15 protein-coding genes are annotated in these 19,320 nt (G+C 61.8%); 2 read left to right on the top strand and 13 right to left on the bottom strand.

Annotation, left to right across the window (positions count from 1 at the left end; all coding sequences use genetic code 11):
* Positions 1 to 12: 12 nt before the first annotated feature.
* Together ACO77H_RS22805 and ACO77H_RS22800 are read right to left on the bottom strand one after the other, a co-directional pair.
* On the bottom strand, positions 13 to 417 hold the full coding sequence (locus ACO77H_RS22805) for a DUF4440 domain-containing protein (protein WP_432755778.1): 405 nt from the start codon (positions 415 to 417) through the stop codon (positions 13 to 15).
* On the bottom strand, positions 417 to 1,604 hold the full coding sequence (locus ACO77H_RS22800) for an MFS transporter (RefSeq protein ID WP_170056764.1): 1,188 nt from the start codon (positions 1,602 to 1,604) through the stop codon (positions 417 to 419). The genes ACO77H_RS22805 and ACO77H_RS22800 overlap by 1 nt, the downstream gene beginning before the upstream one ends.
* A gap of 110 nt (positions 1,605 to 1,714) precedes the next feature.
* Here ACO77H_RS22800 and ACO77H_RS22795 point away from each other — a divergent pair, with 110 nt between their 5' ends.
* A complete protein-coding gene (locus tag ACO77H_RS22795; RefSeq protein ID WP_170056765.1) occupies positions 1,715 to 2,569 on the top strand; it encodes a LysR family transcriptional regulator in 855 nt (284 codons plus the stop codon).
* Between the two features lie 41 nt (positions 2,570 to 2,610).
* On the opposite strand, the gene ACO77H_RS22790 is transcribed toward ACO77H_RS22795, so the two are convergent.
* Positions 2,611 to 3,423 carry an SDR family oxidoreductase gene (locus ACO77H_RS22790; RefSeq protein ID WP_432754601.1) on the bottom strand — a complete coding sequence of 271 codons (813 nt, stop codon included), beginning with the start codon at positions 3,421 to 3,423 and terminating at the stop codon, positions 2,611 to 2,613.
* Between the two features lie 20 nt (positions 3,424 to 3,443).
* Positions 3,444 to 3,908, bottom strand: coding sequence for a multidrug transporter (locus tag ACO77H_RS22785; RefSeq protein ID WP_169954556.1), 465 nt, complete (start codon positions 3,906 to 3,908; stop codon positions 3,444 to 3,446).
* A 203-nt stretch (positions 3,909 to 4,111) separates the two neighbouring features.
* On the opposite strand from ACO77H_RS22785, the gene ACO77H_RS22780 reads away from it, so the two are divergent.
* Positions 4,112 to 6,850, top strand: a complete 2,739-nt coding sequence (locus tag ACO77H_RS22780; protein WP_432754600.1) for a dermonecrotic toxin domain-containing protein — start codon at positions 4,112 to 4,114, stop codon at positions 6,848 to 6,850.
* 111 nt (positions 6,851 to 6,961) lie between these two features.
* On the opposite strand, the gene ACO77H_RS22775 is transcribed toward ACO77H_RS22780, so the two are convergent.
* From ACO77H_RS22775 to algK, 9 genes are all read right to left on the bottom strand, one after another.
* Positions 6,962 to 8,413 (bottom strand): mannose-1-phosphate guanylyltransferase/mannose-6-phosphate isomerase, encoded by a 1,452-nt coding sequence (locus tag ACO77H_RS22775; RefSeq protein WP_432754599.1) that lies wholly within the window; start codon positions 8,411 to 8,413, stop codon positions 6,962 to 6,964.
* Between the two features lie 185 nt (positions 8,414 to 8,598).
* The gene (locus ACO77H_RS22770; protein WP_172312081.1) at positions 8,599 to 9,252 is read right to left on the bottom strand and encodes an alginate O-acetyltransferase AlgF; all 654 of its coding nucleotides are present in this window, start codon (positions 9,250 to 9,252) and stop codon (positions 8,599 to 8,601) included.
* Between the two features lie 16 nt (positions 9,253 to 9,268).
* A complete protein-coding gene (locus ACO77H_RS22765; RefSeq protein WP_172312079.1) occupies positions 9,269 to 10,459 on the bottom strand; it encodes an alginate O-acetyltransferase in 1,191 nt (396 codons plus the stop codon).
* Positions 10,460 to 10,470: 11 nt separating this feature from the next.
* A complete protein-coding gene (locus tag ACO77H_RS22760) occupies positions 10,471 to 12,003 on the bottom strand; it encodes an MBOAT family O-acyltransferase (RefSeq protein WP_169954551.1) in 1,533 nt (510 codons plus the stop codon).
* A 215-nt stretch (positions 12,004 to 12,218) separates the two neighbouring features.
* Positions 12,219 to 13,328, bottom strand: a complete 1,110-nt coding sequence (locus ACO77H_RS22755) for a mannuronate-specific alginate lyase (RefSeq protein WP_432754598.1) — start codon at positions 13,326 to 13,328, stop codon at positions 12,219 to 12,221.
* 8 nt (positions 13,329 to 13,336) lie between these two features.
* On the bottom strand, positions 13,337 to 14,785 hold the full coding sequence (locus ACO77H_RS22750) for an alginate O-acetyltransferase (RefSeq protein ID WP_169954549.1): 1,449 nt from the start codon (positions 14,783 to 14,785) through the stop codon (positions 13,337 to 13,339).
* 11 nt (positions 14,786 to 14,796) lie between these two features.
* Positions 14,797 to 16,386: a mannuronan 5-epimerase AlgG gene (gene algG, locus ACO77H_RS22745; RefSeq protein WP_172312077.1), complete on the bottom strand. Its 1,590-nt coding sequence runs from the start codon at positions 16,384 to 16,386 to the stop codon at positions 14,797 to 14,799.
* Positions 16,386 to 17,873 (bottom strand): alginate export family protein, encoded by a 1,488-nt coding sequence (locus ACO77H_RS22740; protein ID WP_432754597.1) that lies wholly within the window; start codon positions 17,871 to 17,873, stop codon positions 16,386 to 16,388. The genes algG and ACO77H_RS22740 overlap by 1 nt, the downstream gene beginning before the upstream one ends.
* On the bottom strand, positions 17,870 to 19,249 hold the full coding sequence (algK, locus tag ACO77H_RS22735; protein WP_432754596.1) for an alginate biosynthesis TPR repeat lipoprotein AlgK: 1,380 nt from the start codon (positions 19,247 to 19,249) through the stop codon (positions 17,870 to 17,872). Before algK ends, ACO77H_RS22740 begins: the two co-directional genes overlap by 4 nt.
* Between the last annotated feature and the right edge of the window lie 71 nt (positions 19,250 to 19,320).

Raw genomic sequence — 19,320 nt, 5'->3', positions numbered from 1 at the left:
TACAGGGGAGGGTTATTGGCCCTGGATATAGGTCTCGTGCAGGTGCCGCCACAGCAGCGCGCCACTGGCCTGTTTCTCGAACACCACGGTGGCGCGGCGGTCCGTTTGCGTGCCGCTGGCATCGATCTGGTGTTCGCGGTAGGTCACCGTGGCCCCGCGTGCATGGCGGTCGATGCCCGCCAGTTCACTCAAGGTGATTTTCAAGCCGGGCCGCATACCACCCAGGCGCGTGAACAGGGCCTTGACCCCGGCGGTATTGACCCGTGCGCCGGTGGCGGGGGCGATCATGCTGAAGGCTGGGGAGAAGCGCGCCAGTAGCGTGTGCAAGGTAGCTTCGGGGGCTGTGCCGGCAAACCATTGCTCGATCTCGATGTGGGTCTGGATCACTTCTTCAAAAAAGTCGCTGTAATCAATCATCATTGAGGCTCGCAGGCAGGGTGAAGCAGTGCGCGAACCCTGGAGGTATCCAGGCTTGGCACTGCCAAGAGCGGCAGCAGTGTCAGGGCTGCCGCAATCAAGAAGGTCATGGTGAAGGAATCCGAGGCCGATAGCACGGCGCTGAGTGCCGCTGCACCGAGGCAAAAGCTCACTTGCCGATTGATATTCCACAGCGCGCTGGCGTGGCCCATGCGTTCGGCAGGAATATCCAGAAAGGCCAGGGTCTGCGCGGTGCTACTGCACAGGCTGCCACCCAGGCCCATCAGGGCATAGGCGCCCACCAGCAGGGCGGGTTGGGCCGCATTGAGCAGCAGGATGCCGGCGCATTGCAAGGCCATGCCGGCCAGCAGCAATGGCTTGGGCCCGCACCGGCTGAACCACTGCTTGCTCAGGTAGATGGCCAGGGCCGAAGCCAGGGCCCACGGCAGCATCAAGGCCCCGGTGCGTGTCGCGTCGTATCCAAGGTCTCGCAGGTAGAGGATGGCGACCAGGCTGGTGCCGATAAATACGCCGGGGATGAACAGATACACCAGCATCGCCACTCGCAGCATCGGGTGGCGGATCTGGTTGAACAGACTCCCCAAAGCCAGGGCCGGTCGCGTGGTGGCGGGCACATCGGGTTTTATCCACAGCAGTGCCAGCAGCAGGGTCAGGAGGGCCAATGGCAGGTTGGCGTAGAAAATCCAGCGCCACGACACCGTGTCCACCAGCAAGCCGCCCAGCGCCGGGGAGAGCGCCGGCACCAGCAGCGCCACCGACATCACTCGGGCCGTCAGTTGGTGACGCTGCCCAGGGGCAAAGTGTCGGTACGCCAAGGCCTGGCCCACCGGTATCAGCAATCCGCCCCCCAAGCCTTGCAACAGCCGCCAGCCGATCAAGGCCTGGATCGATTCGGCCTGGCCCACCAGCACCGATGCCATGCCAAACAGCCCCAGGCTCGCGGCGATCAACCGCCGCTCGCCCAGCACTGCGGCGAGCCAGACGCTCAGCGGGATAATCAGGGTCAGGCCGAGCAGGTACGCGTTGCTGATCCACGCCAATTGCGTGACCGAGGCCTGCAGTTCGTGGGCGATATCCGGGTAGGCGACGGTGGCGACAAACATGTTCACCAGGTCCAGGGCGAACCCCAGTAAAAAGATCCAGGCGACTTTCGAGCGGTAGGTCATAGGGGTGATCCAGCGTTTGAGGCTGGCAGGGTAGGCCGGTCGCAGAGCTTGGGATACACGGGTTTGCCTGTTAGTTTGTCAAAAATATTTTGACAAAGGGGGCGGTGGCCATGGTTAGCCTGGACCGATTCGACACTTTCAAGGCCGTGGTCGAGGCCGGCTCGCTGACGGCCGCCGCCGATCTGCTGGGCCAGACCCGCGCGGTGGTCAGCTTCAATCTCAAACGTTTGGAAGCCGAACTGGGCGTCACCCTGCTCACCCGCAGTACCCGCCAACTGGCGCTCACCGATGCCGGTGAGCGTTTCTACCTGCGTTGTACACGCATGCTCGAAGAAGCACGGCTGGCGGTGGAAGAGGCACGCTCTGAACACGCCCAGCTCAAGGGCACGTTGCGCATCACCACGACTGTTGAATATGCGCTGGCGGTGGTCGCGCCCGCAGTGGAAGGTTTTCGCCGCCTGCACCCGGACCTCAACATTCACTTATCCACATCCTCGACCCATGCCGACCTGATCTCCGAAAGGTTTGACGTGGCGATCCGGCTGGGGCGCCTGGTGGACTCCAATCATCGTGCGGTGCAGTTATCCACTTACCAGGTATTTGCCGTCGCGGCGCCTGGTTTGGGTACCGCCCAAACGCTGGATGAACTAGAACAACTGCCCAAGCTGGGGCATGGCCGCTTGACCGAGTTGAGCGTGACCGACCCGGCAGGTGGCGAGCATCAATATCGCTCGGGCCCCAGTGCGCTGGTGGTTGACAGTGCTGCCGTGCTGCAGGCATTTGCCGTGCGCGGCCATGGCGTGGCGGTCCTGCCGCAGTGGCTGGTGCAGGCGGATCTGGACGCGGGGCGGCTGGTGCGCCTGTTGCCGGATCATCGCTTCGCGCCCCAGGGGGTGTATGCGCTGTATCCGGACACGCGGCATTTACCGCTGAAGGTGCGGGCGTTTATTGATTTCATGAAATAGCGAAGCCCCTGTGCAGAGGGCAAGCCCGCTCGCCACAATGATCAAAGCGCTCCACTGAGCCCGAAGCGCTTCTTCAACACCTTCTCCAACAACCCTTTGGGCAGCAGCGCCGCCATCAAGGGCAATGCCCGGCTGCCATTGCCCGAGCGCAGCAGGCGGGGTGGTTGACCCTGTTGCACGGCCTTGAGCACATCCGCTGCAAGCACGCTGGCCGGGGTCGGTTTGTCCTGGGAGGCCTGGGAGCGGGCGCGGATGTTTTCGCGCAGTGGCCACCATGGCGATTGTTCATTGATCAGCAATTCGGCCTGGGTGCCGGCGTTCTTGGCAAAGTGGGTGTTGATCGCCCCTGGCTGCACTTCCATGACCCGCACGCCAAACGGTGCGAGCTCCATGCGCAACGCGTCGCTCAAGGCATGCACGGCGGCCTTGGAAGCGCAGTAGGCGCCGGCAAATGGCGTGACCAGCACCCCGGACACACTGCCGATATTCACCACCAGCCCTTTGCGTGCGCGCAGGGCGGGGAACAGCGCCTGGGTCACGCCGACGATGGCGAACACGTTGGTCTCGAACTGGCGCTGCATGGCCTCGGTGCCACCGTCGAGCAGCGGGCCCATGGCGCCGTAGCCGGCGTTGTTGATCAACACATCCAGCTCGCCTACCTGTCCAGCCAGTTGCGCCAGGGCCGCGCCATCGTTGACGTCCAGTTGCACGGCCTGCAAGCCGGCAGTTGCGAGTGCGGCGACGTCTTCGGGGCGGCGGGCGCTGGCCCATACGTTGTAGCCGGCGGTTTTGAAGGCATCGGCCAGGGCCCGGCCAATGCCGCTGGAGCAACCGGTGATAAGCACGTTGGGCATGGATCAATCCTGTGCGGTTGTTAGTCGGAGAAGCTGCCTTGCAGGTGTTCGGCGCGAAACTCCAGGGTTTGCGGGCGGTAGCCGGGGCGCAGTGGCGGCACCGGCAGGCAATCTTCCCAGGTGGCGCCGGCCTGCAGCTCGCCGGGGCCGCGATAGCGCGGGGCAGCATAGACGTTATCAGCCAGGTTCACCGTATCACCCGGCGCATAGGCGCCGACGCGCCAGCGCAGTTCGGTCAGGGGGACGTCGTTGCCGTTGTTCAGCTTGAGCTGCAAGGGGCGGTCGGCGGGGCACTGCTCGGGGGCGTAGCTGATGCGCAGCTCCAGGCGCGCCAGTTGCGCGGCTTCGCGATTGTCCAGCCAGACCACCCACATCGCCACGCAGCCCAGGCCCACAGCGGCGGCGAGGGATACCGGCAACGCCCTGGCCGGGTAGCGCAGCAGCAGGATCAGCCAGGTGATGATCAGTAGAACACCGAAGAACATGGGGGCAGCCTCGCGGATAGGTGAACCATCGTACCGTTGACAGCAGGCGGTTGCCTATCGGGTTGCGGTTGCCCGCACACGGACACGCCCCGATACCTTGGCGCTGGAATCATGGGCGGCGTTCGCCTCACTTAAATATATACAGCCACAGAGCGACAACCGTTGATCTGCGGTCTTCTATAGACGTGCGGAGCACACACCCCATGAGCTTTCCCATACGAAACTTTTCTCTTCCCACTTACCACCTCGTCGATGCTGCCCAAGAGAGCAGTCCGACAAAACCTGTATCCAATACCCAATCACCCTCTGGCAGCAGTGACCTGGACCACCGTAATTCGCTGATCCTGACACTGGCCGGCCTGGAGCAAGGCATTACCACGGGCCGTATATCCAATGAGCGGATTTTTCCAGCCTTGCAGACGGCCAAGATCCACCTGGCGCCGGATGCGCCACACTCAGGCCCGACCCTACACATCAGCCTTGCGCAATACATCACCGCCAATGGCTGGAGCGTTCCGCAAAACCGCGAAGAGCTCACCCAACTCAGGCAGACCGTATCGTCCCTAGAGCCCACAGCCATCTCCAATGCCTACGCAGTCATTACCGAGCAGGTGGCCAGGGCCAATCTGGAGAAAGCCAAGTTCAAGTCCATTGCGCTGGATACCGCGGTGGCATTTCCCGATGTGCGCCAAGAAGCCAAAAAGCTGGCGCAAGCTATTGTGTTCCAGTTGACCGGAACCCATGTGGACGCCGACAAGACCTATTTGAATCGGTTTGACGCATCACAATCTGCGGCCACCGTTACCGGTTGGGAACACTTGAAGGAAGAGCCCACTTCATCCATCACGTTGACCGACGCGGTATTGAAGAACTTTTCCGAGCACGACGGGATTCCCGGCACTCTGGACTCGGAAGCAGGTTTGTATAAAGACGGCCCCGGGCAAAGCCAAAAAGCCGGCTACGGTGCTCATAACCAAATCCCCCTGAAGCCTTCGGACTTCATGAAGGCCCTGTGGAAGTCCGATTTCCAGACAAGCATGTCCGAAAAAATCCACAGCTTCTGGAAAGACCACGCCGACGACTACCGCACCGTTCAGAAAGGCATATTCATCTATAAGGCCGGCGAGCAACTCAAGGCCCAGGAGGCCAGGCTACCGGCTGAGCGAGCGCTGCAGCCGGCCGAGCATGAGTTCACCCACAGCGACTATCAACGGCTGATGAAGGCTGTTACCGGTGAGGCATTGGCTGAAGACCAGCCCCTGACCGTCGACAAATTGCAGGCGAAGTCCCCGGTAAGTGGCGACGTCCAGGTCCATACCTTCGATATCAATGGTTTTCAATCCAGTGACATTGTGCGTTTTACCCTGCCCGGGGAGGGCTCCCCAAAATATGTCAACGGTCGGCTGGATGGCGTGCAGATTCTCTATATCCCTGATGCCCAGCCGGCTTTTCTCAAGTTCGCCTCGCTGGAAAAAATGGATCAATGGGTCAGCGAGCAGGCCAGGACGCCCCAGTCGCGCACCGCCCTGGAGTCGCACTTTTCCCTGGCTGATCGGCAGAACAGCGATACCGGGGGATTTGGCAGCACCTTGCTCAACGCAATAGTACCGCTGAGCTCCCTGGTGCCTGATATCCGTCCCAAAGATGGCCTGGATACCACGTTGGAGTACCTCGGTACGGCAAGTGTCAGCGATCAGGAGGGCAGCGTCATTGACCGCGGCAACTTCGCGATCAAGGGCGATGTGTTCAGCCACATGGCGGACCTGAGCCAGCAGCGCATGAACAACGATGCAGACACCGCGATCAAATCCAACAGCCAAGTCACGCGTGACACCTGGCTCAACGACATCTCGGTCGGAGCACAATTGCTGCTCAAACTGGCGCCGTTGGGCGCACCGGTCGCCGCTGCCGCCGTGGTCACAGGCCTCACGGAAATTGTACTGGGCAGCGAAAAGGAGGCGTCGGGCGACACCCAGGCCGAGCGCCGTGATGGGGCGTCGAAGACGTTCGACGGAATGCTCAACACCTTGTTCTCTTCCGTGGGTACCGGCTCGGCAGCCGAAGACCCCTTTGCACTGCCCACTGAAGAGCCGGCAGTCCTTGAACTCGCCAACGCGGGTGTCGATGTGCCGAATCTGTTGCGACCGTCACAAGCGGGCAATCTGAGCGCCTATGTCGTCGCGGATGGCGAGGCATTGCTCGCCAGGAGCACCCTCAATAGCAAAGGGATTTATCAATTCAAGGACGAGGCGGGAGCCGATCGGTGGTTTATCCGTTACACCGATCAGTCAGGTATTGCCAATACGTATGAGATCAAAAGTGATTTCAAACTCAGTGACGGTTACGTCCAGATTGTTGACCCTCTGACGGGTAAACCCGTACTGACCGTCGAAGCGGGGGCGAATGGCGAATGGCGTTCGAGCAGGATGCTTGGGGGGAACAAACAAGCCAAGGGTGTCAACGCTTCCCGAGAACGCCCGGCCGGGTCCGGCCCGCTGGCATCAAGCTCAGCGGCGAATCAAGCATTGGTCAATCATCAGGATTGGCAATCGATCGTCGACTCGGGCACCTACAACGGCAAGCCCGTTTACATTCACTACACCAGCAAGGCAGGTTCAGAAGCCATCGCCCGCGAGCACAGTATCAACGATCTGGCGCGTGGTGAACGGCGCGCGGGTTCCAAGGGCGGGGTGTACGTTAACCCTCCAGGCCAGCAATTCAACAGTGAAAACGTTGAGAACCTGCTGTTCCTAGGCAATGAACGCTACGTGGGCAGTGGCGACTACATGGTGATATTCAGCTCTGAGCAGGCGCCCACGGATCTAGGCCCGGTCACCGCGGGCAGTCCGTTTGTTGAGCTTAAAATGCCCAAGGAAATCAAGCTGACGCCGTCGAACTTCCTGTATCTGGGGACGAACACGTTCAAGGACTATTTCCAATGAAGGCTGCCACCCTGGGAGGGTGATCAATGCCGCACTCAGAAAAAGCCCCCACTCAACCCACTGCGGATAGGGGACGCAATGGGCCGGGCGAGGGCTTTTTGTTCTGCGGTATTACTGCGCGATGGTTTTTACCGAAACGCCACGCTCGATCGGGGTCGAGCGCCCGTAGATATCTTCAAACCGCTCGATATCGTCCTCGCCCAGGTAACTGCCCGATTGCACTTCGATGATCTCCAACGGGATCTTGCCCGGGTTGCGCAAGCGATGCACCGAGGCAATCGGGATGTAGGTGGACTGGTTCTCGCAGAGCAGGAACACGTTTTCGTCGCAGGTCACTTCGGCGGTGCCGCTGACCACGATCCAGTGTTCGGCGCGGTGGTGGTGCATCTGTAGCGACAGGCACGCGCCGGGCTTGACCGAGATGTGCTTGACCTGGAAACGCCCGCCCATGTCCACCGAGTCGTAGGAGCCCCACGGGCGGTACACCTCGCAGTGGTTCTGGGTCTCGCTGCGCCCCTGTTCGTTGAGGGTGTTGACCATCTGCTTGACGCCCTGGACCTTGTCCTTGTGGGCAATCATCATCGCGTCCTTGGTTTCCACCACCACGATGTTTTCCAGGCCAATCACCGACACCAGCTTGCCGTTGCCGTGGATCATGCAGTTCTTGCTGTCCTGGATCACCACGTCGCCCTTGGTCACGTTGCCGTTGGCGTCCTTGTCGTTGACCGCCCACAGCGAAGCCCAGCAACCCACGTCGCTCCAGCCGGCACTTAGCGGCACCACGCAGGCGCGTTGGGTTTTTTCCATCACCGCGTAGTCGATGGAGTTGTCCGGGCAGCAGGCGAAGGTGGCTTCGTCGAAGGTCACGGTGTCGGTGGTGTGTTCGCTGCGCTCCAGGGTCAGCACGCAGGTGTCGTAGATGTCCGGGTCGTGCTTTTTCAGCTCTTCGAGGAAGCGGCTGGCGCGAAACAGGAACATGCCGCTGTTCCAGAAGTAACCGCCGCTCTTGACGAACTCGACGGCGCGTTTTTCATCGGGTTTTTCGACGAACTGCTGCACGCGGCTGACACCTTCGGGCAGCAGTGAATCGTTGGTGGACTTGATGTAGCCGTAACCGGTTTCCGGGCGGGTGGCCGGCACGCCGAACAGCACCATCTCGCCACGCTCGGCGGCCACGGTGGCCAGGGCCAGGGCGCGTTGCAGGGCTTTTTGATCGTCCAGTACGTGGTCGGCAGGCAGGACCAGCATCAGCTCGTCGCGGCCTTCGTTGACCAGCATCATCGCGGTCAGGGCCACGGCCGGCGCGGTGTTGCGCCCGAACGGTTCCATCAGGATGCGCTGGCTGTCGAGCTTGCGAGTGCTCAGTTGCTCGTTGACGATAAAGCGGTGGTCTTTGTTGCAGACGATGATCGGTGCGTCCATGCCTTCGAACACCAGGCGCTCCAGGGTTTGCTGGAACAGCGTGTGCTCGCCGGTCAGGGCGAGGAACTGTTTAGGGAACTGTTTACGGGAAAGCGGCCAAAGACGTGAGCCGCTACCACCGGAAAGGATTACTGGGATCATGTGTTTCTCCTTGAATCGATTTGGGTCAGAGCTACGAAGGTTTGTCGTTTCACTCTTGTTTTTGTCTCGGTCCTGAGTCGACACGCGGACAGTGTGGGAGCTGGCTTGCCTGCGATAGCGCCTTCAAGACCGCCATCGCTGGCAAGCCAGCTCCCACAAGGGGGCGTCTCAACTCAGGGAAATCATCAACGGGTCGACACGGGGCGCTTGACCCACACTGGCGACAGGTTGCTGCCGGAGCCGGTGACATACAGCACCGCCGCCTCACCACGTTCCAGGGCCACCGGCTTCACGTCGCCAACCTTCTTGTCGCCGTCGTACAGCGCCAGGCTGACCTTCACCGGGTTGATCTCGCGCTCGCCACGGCTCTTGGCGGCCACGGCCTTGACCACGTCGGTCTTGCCGTCGGCGGTCTTGAGGGTCAGGGCCTTGTCGCTGAGGTTTTGCACGCGCACCAGGGATTTCTGCTTGTTCTTGAACGGCGGTTCTTCGATCAGTTGCGGCTGGCCAGTGCTGCTGTTGACCAGGGTGTAGTAGTGATCGGCGGCCAGCTTGACCGTGACGTTCTGGCTACCGACCTTGGCGCTGTAGTCGCCGCCCGGCAGGAAGCTGAAGTCGCTGCTGGCCAGCGGTGCCACATCGCTCAGCGCGGTGTTGCCGACGCTGGCGCTGACTTCCTGGTTGCTGGCGTTGAACAGGCGCACGAAGCTGGAGCCCTTTGGCGCAACGGGGCCGTAGAGGGCGGCGTCACCGGCGAAGACGGACATGGATACGAAGCTCATGCCGGCAGCCAGGGCCAGGGTCTTGGCGAGACGACGCGGATTAGTAGTGAAAGTCATGTGAGTTACCTCTCTTTCAGTTTTGCGCCCGGTCGGGCGTCTCGGATTTTTCGGTTTTAACAGGGGTGTTGCTTGCCATGTTCTGTTGGCGCGTACCGGCGTGTTTGAGCTGCGCGACCCACTTGGGGTCGGCCTCGCCGATTTCGTTGTTCACCGGTAGATAGCGTTCAGGAAACTCCCAGATCAGCACTTGCGGCGGGCTGTTCTTGAAGTCAGCGCTTTTCAGGTAGCTGAGCATCGGCAGGATCGGGCCGTGGCCGTCTTCGGAGTAGTTCACCACTTCGCTGCCCAGGGCTTGCTTCAGGGCGCCGACGAAGTTCCAGTTGGGGTTGGCGCTGTAGCTGGTGCCCACCAGGGCCACCGGCATTTCGCTGTCGGCAAACAGCGCGTCGTCGCCTGCGGCCTGGGCCTGCACCGCGTGGGTCACGCGTTTTTGCAGGGGCTCCTTGGGCGGCATCAGGTTTTCGAACAACGGGTCCAGGGGCAGGAACAGGCGCAGGTCACCGCTGTGGGGGGCGATGCCCTCGGCGTCGGTGACAAAACGCTGGGGTTCGCCGCTGAGCAGGGTCTTGGCGTTGATCACACGGGCCAATTGCTTGGCGGCAACTTCGGCGCCATCCGGGGTCCAGTGGGTGTCGGTGCGCAGGAAAACTTGCTGGCCATGGAGCTTGGCCTGTTGCAGCGGGCCCAGCAGGTCGGGAGCGAGGATCTTGTCGGCGGCCACCCTGGCATGGAAGTCCTGGTAGAGCCCGGCATGAATGCTCGCCGGCTGCACTTCACCCAGGTGCTCGGGGTACAGGCGCACCTTGGCCGGGACAATCGCCATCACCAACTGCACGCCCTTGGCCTTGAGGGTCTGGCGCACGCCTTCGACCAGGGCGTAGTTGTCTTGCAGGTTCTGCTCTTCGTTGACGGCGGGGTTGAACTCTTCGTCGCTGTACAGCCAGTGATCGCGACCCAGCACCACGCCGGGGCGGCCTTCGTTGAACAGCTTGTAGTCCAGCGCCGCCCAGAGGTTGGTGCCCAGGCGCTTGATCGGGAACTCATCGTCGTAATGGGTTTCGACCGCCTTGGCCCAGCGCCCGTTGAGCACGGTGGCGTCGGCGTTGGTATTGAAACCGAAGAAACTGCGCACCGACCACGCGCCCAGGGCCATGAGCAGGGCCATGAACAGCGCGGCGTAGAGGATGCGGAATGAACGGGTCATGGTCGGCTCCCTCAGAATTGGAAGTAAAGGAACGGCGAGAAGCTTTGCGCCGAGAGTTTGAGAATCGACGCCACGAACAGCAGCAGGATCAGGGCGCGCATGGCGTAGCGTGGCCAGTCGGCGGTCCAGTAGGCCGGTTGCACGGCGGCGTTGCTGCCGACGCTGAAACCGGGCTCCTGGATGCTGCCGGGGTTATCCCCAGGCACTGCCTTGATCAGGCTCGGATCAGCCGGCTTGGCCTTGTCGGCCGGGCGATTGCTGTAGAAGTCGCGCAGGCCGAAGAACGCCAGCGTGGCGTAGGCCACCACCATGGTCGCCACTTGCAGGCCCGTCAGGTTGGCGCGGTTGAGTTCCGACAGCGACCACTCGCCAAAGCTGAACATCGCGCCGTACATGCGCCCGGCGACGTGCAGGTTTTCGGCACGGAAGATCACCCAGCCCATCACCACCAGCAGGAAGGTGAAGGCCCAGCGCACCGGGTTGAAACTGCGTGGCGAGGTGTTGAGGCCGATGGCTTTTTCAATCGCCAGCCACATGCCGTGCCAGGCGCCCCAGACGATGTAGGTGATGTTCGCGCCGTGCCACAGGCCACCCAGCAGCATGGTCAGGAACAGGTTGCGATAGGTGGTCAGGGTGCCTTTGCGGTTGCCGCCCAGGGTGATGTACAGGTAATCACGCAGCCAGGTGGACAGGCTGATATGCCAGCGCCGCCAGAACTCGGTGATCGACTGGCTGATATACGGCTGCTTGAAGTTCTCCATAAAGCGGAAGCCCATCATCAAGCCCAGGCCGATGGCCATGTCGCTGTAGCCGGAGAAGTCGAAATACAGCTGTGCGGTGTACGCCAGCGCGCCGAGCCAGGCGTCACCGGTGGTGGGGTTTTGCAGGGCAAAGCAATGATCGGCCACCACCGCCAGGGTGTCGGCGATAAACACCTTCTTGATAAAACCCTGCATGAACCGCGTGCAGCCCTCGGAGAATTTATCCAGGGTGTGGGTACGGTTGTTGAACTGGTCGGCCAGGTCGCGAAAACGCAGCACGGGGCCGGCAATCAGGTGCGGGAAGATCGCCACGAACGCCGCAAAGTCGATGAGATTGCGGGTGGCCGGGGTATCGCCGCGGTACACGTCGATGATGTAGCTGATGGACTCGAAGATGTAGAACGAAATCCCGATCGGCAACAGCACATGGGTCAGGATAAACGGCTCCAGGCCCGCCGATTTCATCATCAGGTTGATGCTGTCGACACCAAAGTTGGCGTACTTGAAGTAGCCGAGGATGCACAGGTCGACCGCCACGCCGAGCAGCAGCCAGCGCTGGGCCGGTTTGGTGCGCACGCCCGCGGCACCGACCTTGAGGCCGATCCAGTAGTTCCACAGGGTCACGGCGGCGAACAGCGCCAGGAAGTCCACTCGCCACCAGGCGTAGAACACGTAGCTGGCAATCAGCAGCAGCAGATTGCGATAGCGTTGCCCGCTCAAATAGTACAAGCCGAGAAAGATCGGCAAGAACAGAAACAGGAACACATTGGACGAGAAAACCATCCCGATCTCTCCATGTTTAACCAACAGTCAAGGGCCAACGGCCCCCCCAAACCCCCCACGAAAAACCGGGGAGGGCTGTATTGCAATTTCCTTGAAGGAACCGGGTCAGTGTGGGAGCGGGCTTGCTCGCGATTGCGGTCTGACATTCAGCATTGATGTCGTCTGACACTGCGCTTTCGCGAGCAAGCCCGCTCCCACATTTGGACCGAGTACGGTCAGGAACCTTTGTTGCCTTTTTCATGCGCCGGGTCGTAGACCTTGGTCAGGTCGCCACCCAGGCGGAAGGTCTTGAACGGCTGCATCTTGTGCTTGCGCTCCAGTACCTCCGGGGCGCAGGTGTAGAGGGTGCAGAAGGGCTCGAGCCAGGCGAATTTCGAGTCCTGCTCCAGATCCTGCATGTCCTGTTCCTTGCCGTTCTTCTGCTCGAACAGCTGCGGATCCTTGACCCCGGCCAGCACCTTGTCGCCCAGGCGCTTGAGCGCGCCGTTGTTTTCCGGGCGTACGTCCACGCCGTTGACCAAGGCGAAACTGGCGATCATCGCCAGTGGCGGCAGCGCATAGTTGTGGTAGGCCAAGGCCCGTTGCTGGCGCTTGAGTTCATTGGGCAGGTAGCCCTGGGCGTCAACCTGGTTGGCGCCGACCTTGTATTCCTTCACTGCCCAATCGAACAGGTCGCGACGGTTGGTGGCGACGGACGTGGCCATCACCGACCAGGCGGCCCAGTACGAGTGGTTGTTGGTTTTTTCCAGGGGCAGGTTGTCCCAGTCGCTGACCACTTGCTCGGCCAGTTTGTTGAACCAGGCTTCGATCAGCTGCGATTGCTGCGGGTACTTGGCCAGCGGTTGCGACTCGGAAAACTTCAGGCGCACATAGGCCGACGCCATGCTGCCCAGCGCCCATTTGCGCATCGACTTGCCGGTGTGGTTGAAGTCCTTGGACATCAACGCATCGGCCTTGGCCCAGCTCACCAGCCAGTTCAACGTGCATTGCAATTGCTCCGGGCGACCGTCGCGCATGAACTGCATCACCCGCTTGCTGGTGTCTTTTTCCAGCTTGGTGATATCGGCGGTGCTGTCGCGAAAGGCTTTTTCCGACTGCACATTCAGGGTCGAACGGGCTTTGTCGGAGCCTTCGTATTTGCTGCGAAACTGCAGCGAGCCGGTGTAGGGCGTGGGCATGGCGTCGCAGTCGTTCTTGAAGTCGCCGGTCTTGAACGCTTCAATCGGCGCGAAGTAGCCCTGGGGCGGACGCAGCGGTGCGGCGGCGTTGACGTGGCCGGCAAACATCGCCAGGCCGAGCAACGTTGGAATCAATAACTTCTGCATAGGTAACCTCATTGCCCGGCAGAGGCAGTCTGTTGACCACCCGCTGGGAATACGTTGCGTGTGCAAATTTTCGCTTCGACTTTCTGCGCCGCAGCACCCGCTTCGGGGCCCTGCACTTCCACGGCCAGCAGGTTCTGCGAGGCCCAGTCTTCATCGGTGCGCAGTTCAAAGGCGAAACGCCCGTCTGTCTCGGATGTCTCGGGTTTGTCGATCTTGATGTCCTCGTGGCGCCCGTTCATGTACCAGAGGGTGGCTTGCAGGGTTTTCACCGAGGGATCGGCGAAGCGAATGTCGACCTGGTGACGGCTGTTGCGCAGGTCCATGTTCTTGCTGTTGACCATCAATTCGTTCTTGCCCGGCTTGAGGGTGGTGCTGGCGCTCATCTGCGCCGGCTTGCCTTCGCAGCCGTTGTCGAGCAGGGCCATCATCTGGCGGTAGATGGTTTCCTGGTCCAGGCGATACAGCGGCGAGAATTCCCAGATCAGAATCTTCGGTGGGCTTTTCTGGAACTCTTCGCTGCCCAGGTACTGGATCATCGAGCCTTCCAGGCCGCCGCCGGGGAAGGCGACGTTAAGGATGTCGGCACCGATTTCCTGTTCCAGGAAACCGGCGAAGTTGTAGTTCTTGCCACTGTGGCTGGTGCCCACCAGGGTGATCTGCGGGTTGCCGGAGTCGCCGAACAGGTCGCCGTCCGCCGCTTCGCCCTTGGGCTCGGTGCTGAACTGGTCCATGTACTGGATCGCGTAGCTGGTGCCGCACAGTTGCCCTGCCATGTTGTGCAGGGTGCCGGTCTTGCCCATGCGCCCGGATTTCTTGGTCTCGAATTCACGCTGGGGGATCCCGGCGAATTCAGGCATGGCGCGCACTTTGGCGCCGACGATTTTCGCAGTGCGCTGGGCGCCATAGGGGGTCCAGTGCTGGTCGCCACGGAAGTAGAAGTCGTGGGCCGGCAGTTCGTCCGGCAATTGCTCGTTGGTCAGCGGCGACAGGTCCGGCACCACATAGCCCATCTTGGCAAAACGCCCGAGCATGCTCTTGTAGTTGCCCAGGGCTTTGTCGAAGTCAAAGCGCGCTTTCTCTGCCGGGTTGAGCTTGTTGCGGTTCACCAGGCCACGGGTCGGCTGGTAGACCACCACCAGTTCCACGCCCTTGCTCTTGAACGCGTCGTGCAGTTGCTGCATGCGTTTGTAGCCGGCCGGGGTGGTGTCGAATTCGGTGCGCAGGTCTTCCTGGGTACGGAACAGCCAGTCGCCCTGGGCCTGTACCAGGGTGGTGAAATTCTGCTGGTAGCGGGTGGTGTAGTTCTTTGCGTCGTGAGCCTCGGGGCACAGGTTGCAGCACGGCTCGGCGGTAAAGCTCGGCGCCTTGGCTTCATCGGCGCGCACGCCGCTGCTGGCGGCCAGGATGCCGAGGGTCAAACCCGAGAGGCTGAGCAGCTTGATCATGTGTGGGTGCATAAAGGTCATCCTCAGTCCTGCAATGGGGTCTGGCGTTCGACAGGGTCGATCAGCACGGCTTTTTTCTGGCGTACCAGCAAGTCGAGAATCTCTTCCTGGCGCTCGCCCAGAACGCCGGAGAAGCTGATGCCACTGGATTTGGTCGGCGCGAGCATCGACACGCGGTACAGCTCGATGCTCAGCGGCGAGTCGATGGACAGCGGCCCGCTGCCATTGGCCGCCAGCTCGCCGCCGACCACGATCAGCGAGACCTTGGTGTCGAACGGGTCGAGCTCGATGTCGCGGTCGGTGTCGGTCAGGTCCTTGATATGGCCGTAGACGCCGGTCAGGCCGTTGGCCATGGCGAGGTTCTCGTACAGGCGGATGTTCACGCTGTTACGGATACGAATACCGTGGCGGCGGTTGCTGATCACCTTGTTGCCCCACAGCAGGTTGTCGCCGCTCTCATAGAGGGTGATGCCGTCGGTGTGGTTGCGGTAGATCTCGTTGTCGGCGATCAGGTTGTTCACGCTGTTACGGTCGATCACCAGGCCCGAAAGCTTGTTGTCGTAGCTGCGGTTGTTGAAGATGAAGCTGTCGTTGACCTCACGGGAAATGATGATGCCGTGCTTCTTCTTGGTGCCGTACACGGTGTTGTCGGCAATGATCAGGCCGTGGGAACGGTCGTGGGGGTCGATGCCGTAGACGATGTTGTCTTTGTAGGTGCTGCCCTTGATCACAAAGCCGGTGGTTTCGTAGCAGTAGAAGCCGTACCACATGTCCGAGAACTCGGAATCGACGATCCAGCCGGTGGGCTCCGGGCGCTTGAGGACCTTGGCCATGTTCGGCGTGTACTGGGAAATACTCACGCCATAGGACTTGCTGTTGGCATAGCCGAAGCTGGCCATCTTGCTGTTGACGATGTAGGTCTGGGTGCCGCCCCAGGCCAGCAGGAACGGGCGGAATTCCTTGGGCGAGCGGAAGGTCGCCGGGCCGTTGGTTTTCTCGCGCCAGCCGGTGATCTTGGTGTCGCGCACAAACAGCTGGCCGTCGTTGACCAGGAACGCGCCGGCCTCCTGGGACAGGCGCAGTTCCTGGGTCTGTTGATCGATTTCGAGGATGCCTTTTTCGCCGACCACAATCGGTAGCCTGGCCAGGAACACGCCGGGCGAGGTTTCGCTCAGGTATTGCTTGGGCACTTTCTGGAGCAGGTCCTTGAGGTTCATGTAGCCGTCGTCGATAAAGATCGCCTGGGGAATGCCGTGCTGGCGCACCACCCATTCGGCCATCTTGTTGTCGCCGCCGATAAAGTCCTTGAGGGCGTTTTCCTGCATCATCCGGCGCACGCTGACCTTGCCGGCCTTGCTGCGCACGATTTTCTTCGCCACGGCTTGTGCGGTGTAGCCCGAGAGGTCCGGCAGCGTCGGCTTGGCCAGCTCCAGCGGCGCGGTGGGCGGGCTGGTGATGGTGTAGGTCTTGGCCTGTTGCAGTTCCTTGGCGATGGTGGGCGCCTTGACCTGCGGCTCGACATTGGCAAAGGCCGGGGCGCACGCCAGCAGCATTGCCGCAGCGAGCAGGGCCGAGCCTTTGAGGGCGTGAGGATTCATTGCGCAGGCTCCCATCAGAAACGCCAGATCACATCGACAAAGGCGCGGTGCATGTACGAGTCGACTTGCTTGCCATAGGCGTCGCCCGGTTTGAACACGCCGCCACGAAAGCGCACCAGGGCCGACGGTTCGTCGATCGACTGGCTGAGGGCGGCGGGCAGCAGGCCCTTCTTGAAGTACTTGGTGACCACCAGGTCCATCTCCTGGCCGAGGTCTTTCTTGCCGTCTTCCAAAGGCAGGGAGGCGCTGGACAGCACGGCGCCGGTGACGTCGTCGTAGTTGTTCTGCACCGCGTCGATGCCATTGCTGCCCACCGGCTTGTTACCGTCGACACGCCAGAACTTGTGGTAGACCAGGCTGGCGTCGTAGTCGTCGCGCAACTGCCAGGAACCGAACAGGCTCATGGACTGCATGTTGTTCATCTCGCCGCGAAACGCCTCGCCAAAACGATGCACCCGCGATTGCGTGCCGGTGAAGTTCGAGCGGTTGCTTTGCAGGCCGTTCTGTTCGTAGTCGGCGCTGGCGCGGGCATAGGCCGCACCCACTTGCCACTGCGGGTCGAGGCGCAGGCGCACACCGAGGTCAGTGGCCCAGCCATCCACATCGGTATTGCGCTTGGCGTTGGCCGGGCGGCTGCCGTCGGCGTTCAACGCGTTGACGTTGCTGCGCTCGCCCTGCATGCCGGTGACGCTGGCCCAGTAGTTGACGCTGTTGGTGTTGCGCCAGTTATAGGCGTCGCTGTTGGCCTCCAGGCCGAGCCAGGTCAGGTCGCCGTTCTGGCGCTTGTCCAATGAGTCGGCGGCCACGCCCGGTTGCGGGTAGTCGAGCTTGCCGTCGTCATGGCTGTGATGGCCGCGCACGCCAACCCAGTGGCCCGGGGTCCACTGGTAGGCCGCGTCGGCGTAGAAGTGCTGGCGGTCCTTGTCTTCGGGGGACAGTTCCTTGAGGTCGGTGCGGTACTCGCTGAAGCGCTCGGCGGCGCCGACATTGGCCTTGAGCAGGGTGGTGTCGAAGGTCCAGTTCAGCGCTTCGATATTGGTGTCGCGCCATTGCCCGTCGTCATTGCGCAGGCGTTGGCGGCCCAGCTTGAGGATCTCGCCAGGGTAGGGGGTGAAGCCGCTGTAGCCGACCCAGAACTCGCGCAGGGCCAGGTAGTTTTTCTTGGTCTTGCGGTCGTTGTTGCTCGATTGCTCGGTGGTGTCGCCATCGGACTGTTGCAGGGTGTCGGTCTCGATGATGTCGCTGGACGCCACCGCCTGGCCCATGGCGTAAGCGCTCCACGCGCCGCGCTCACCATAGATCCACGGGCGTACATCCAGACCGATGCCGTTGACGTCGCCGCCTTTTTGCGTACCCAGGTCGCGGTCATCTTCGGACTGGCCGGTGACTTTCACTTCCAGGCCGAAGTTCTTGTCTTCGGTCAGCGCGGCCAGGGTCGGGCACGACCACAGCAGGGCGAAGGTCAGGCCAATACCGGCCTTGACGAATGGATTGAGTTTCATAGGGTTTCCTCGCCGTCTTCTTCTTGCAGGGCGTGCAGTTGCAGCGCGCTTTGGCTCAAGGCGCCACGGGCGGCCAGCTCTTGTTGCAGCAGGCGCTGGCCCTCGGCGCGCTGGGCAGGCGGCAGTTGTTGTTCGAGTTGCGCGGCCAGTTCATTGGCTTGCGGCGTGTTTTGGGCTTTGGCCAGTTGGCTGAACACATAGGCGTTGAGCGGGTCGGGCTGGGTGCCCTTGCCTTGGGAAAACAGTTGGGCGATAGCAAAGTCGGCGCTGTTCTGGCCGTTGCGCGCGGCGGTCAGCAAATGGTCCAGGGCTTTTTGCGGGTAGACCTGGCCCAGGTAGCCACGGCGGTAGATCTGGCCGAGGTAGTAATCGGCGGCCACTTCCCGGCCCTGGGCTTTCTGAAAGTGCGCTTGCGCGGCCTTGGCATCGGCCGGCACCCACTTGCCTTCGTAGTAGAGCTTGCCCAGCAGCAGTTCGGCGCGGGGCTGGTCGGCGGCGCGGCCGTTGTCGAGGTACTTCATCATTTGCTCGACGTCGCCCAGTTCCGGGAAGTCGTAGAGCAGCTGCGCGAGGCTGACCCAGGACGCCGGGTAGCCGGGGGCGATTTTTTCCAGCAGGGCCTGGGCGGTCTTTTCGTCCGTCTTGCCGAGTGAGGCATCACCCAACACACGGGCCACACTGTCGACCCGCTGGGCGCTGACGGTGCCACGGCTGTAGCCGGCTTGCATCTGCTTGAGCAGTTCGGCCTGTGGCTGCGGCTGCTCGCGCTTCTGGTAGACGGTGGCCAGTTCGACGTAGCAGATATCGGTGCTGCTGAGCGCGGCCTTGCAGATTTTTTCGATGTCATCCAGGTGCTGGTCGTAGGTGCCCTGGGTGCGGTACAGCAGCACCTGCGCCAGGCCGGCTTCCGGATAGCCGGCGGTGCGCCAGGTATCGATCTGCTGCTGCGCGTTGACGCTGGGGAAATCGTGGGGGTATTGCAGGTACAGCATGGCCAGGGGGATCAGGGTGTTGCCTTCGCCATTGGCAAAGGCTTTTTTCAACAGGCCTTCGGCTTCACGGTGCTCGGCTTCGGTGGCGTCGGGCTTGGCCACCAGCAGGCGGCCGAGACGGGCCTGGGCGCGGGGCGAGATATCGGCGGCCGCGCGGTAGGTGGCTTCGGCTTGCTTGATCTGCGCCGGGTCGCGGCTGCCGACCTGGATATCTGCCAGGCCGACCTGGGCCTCGCTGTAGCCCAGTTCTGCCAGTTGCTGGTAATTGTGCGCGGCGGTGGCGGTGTCGCCACGCTTGAGGGCTTCATTGGCCAGGCGCTGGTCGGGCAGGCCGGCGCAACCGGCCAGTGTGACGGCCAATGCCAGCAGCGCCACAGGTCGCATGGGGGAGCGAGCTTTTGTAGGAGCTGGCTTGCCTGCGATGCGCGCGACTCGGTTTGCCTGCTGCACCGAGT

Source organism: Pseudomonas sp. WMBT8, assembly GCF_050916005.1.
In the GTDB taxonomy this organism is placed as follows: Bacteria; Pseudomonadota; Gammaproteobacteria; order Pseudomonadales; family Pseudomonadaceae; genus Aquipseudomonas.
The sequence above is the reverse complement of the archived record's forward strand: the minus strand, read 5'-3'. Positions and strand labels throughout refer to the sequence as shown.